The sequence below is a fragment of the Okeania hirsuta genome, assembly GCF_003838195.1.
Classification (GTDB): Bacteria; Cyanobacteriota; Cyanobacteriia; order Cyanobacteriales; family Microcoleaceae; genus Okeania; species Okeania hirsuta.
Genome location: NZ_RCBY01000615.1, coordinates 1 through 1,060, shown reverse-complemented (window position 1 = coordinate 1,060; position 1,060 = coordinate 1). Strand labels below are relative to the sequence as shown.

The 1,060-nt window shown below is 41.4% G+C and carries 1 protein-coding gene; it reads left to right on the top strand.

The window, feature by feature from the left end:
• A partial coding sequence (locus D5R40_RS33240; RefSeq protein WP_134239627.1) for a HEAT repeat domain-containing protein occupies window positions 1–915 on the top strand: 915 nt, incomplete at its 5' end.
• Window positions 916–1,060: the final 145 nt, after the last annotated feature.

Here is a 1,060-nt window from a genome sequence, read left to right as displayed (position 1 = left end):
GCAGTAGCAGTAGAGCAAATAGCTAGGGGTTGGAAACATCATCCAGAAACTCTACCTTTGCTCAAACAATTAGCGCATTCTGATAATAATTGGCAGGTGCGGTTTGAGGCAGTACGACAAATATTTAGAGGTTGGAAGCATAACCCAGAAACTTTACCTTTGTTCAAACAATTAGTGCAGTCTGATAATGATCGTTTTGTGCGAGCAGTAGCAGTACAACAAATAGTTAGAGGTTGGAAACATTACCCAGAAATTTTACCTTTGCTCACACAATGGATACAGCTCAATAGCAATTGGGATGTACGAATAGTAGCAGTACAACAAATAGTTAGAGGTTGGAAACGTCACCCAGAAATTTTACCTTTGCTCACACAATTAGTGCAGTCTGATGATGATTGGCAAGTAAAAGTTGGAGCAGTAGAACAAATAGTCATAGGTTGGAAACGTCGTCCAGAAACTTTACCTTTGCTTAAACAATTAGCACAGTCTGATGATGATTGGCAGGTACGCTCAGAAGCATTGGACCAAATAGCCAAAGGCTGGAAAAGTCATCCAGAAATTTTACCTTTGCTTCACGAATGCGCTACAAATGACCCTTTTGAAAACCATCTTGATGTTGAAGAAAACCTTCGACTAGCTCTAGAGTTTGGCAGGTTTAACTTGTTGAGCAATTACGACTACAACGACTCCCTCTATGATTTTATTAGCGAGGTAGAAGACCATGACTCTTTTGAAAGTGAAAACTATAATAAACTCAACGAATTTAACCCTCGACAAATTGCACTAGAGGCAATAGTCAAACGTTACCCAGACCATCCGCAAACCCTCCCACTATTACAAGACAGAGCAGAAAATGACCCAGATGAACAACTGCGGGAGTGGGCAAAAGAGAAATTGCAGCGATTAGAGAATTAGTCCACGTCATTTCAGTTATCAGTTATCAGTACCTCTCTCTACCTGTTTGCGCAGTATTCCGTAGGAAAGTCAGAGGTAGGAGTGAGGGAGTGCGGATGGTCTGGGTAACGTTTGACTATTGCCTCTAGTGCAATTTGTCGAGGGT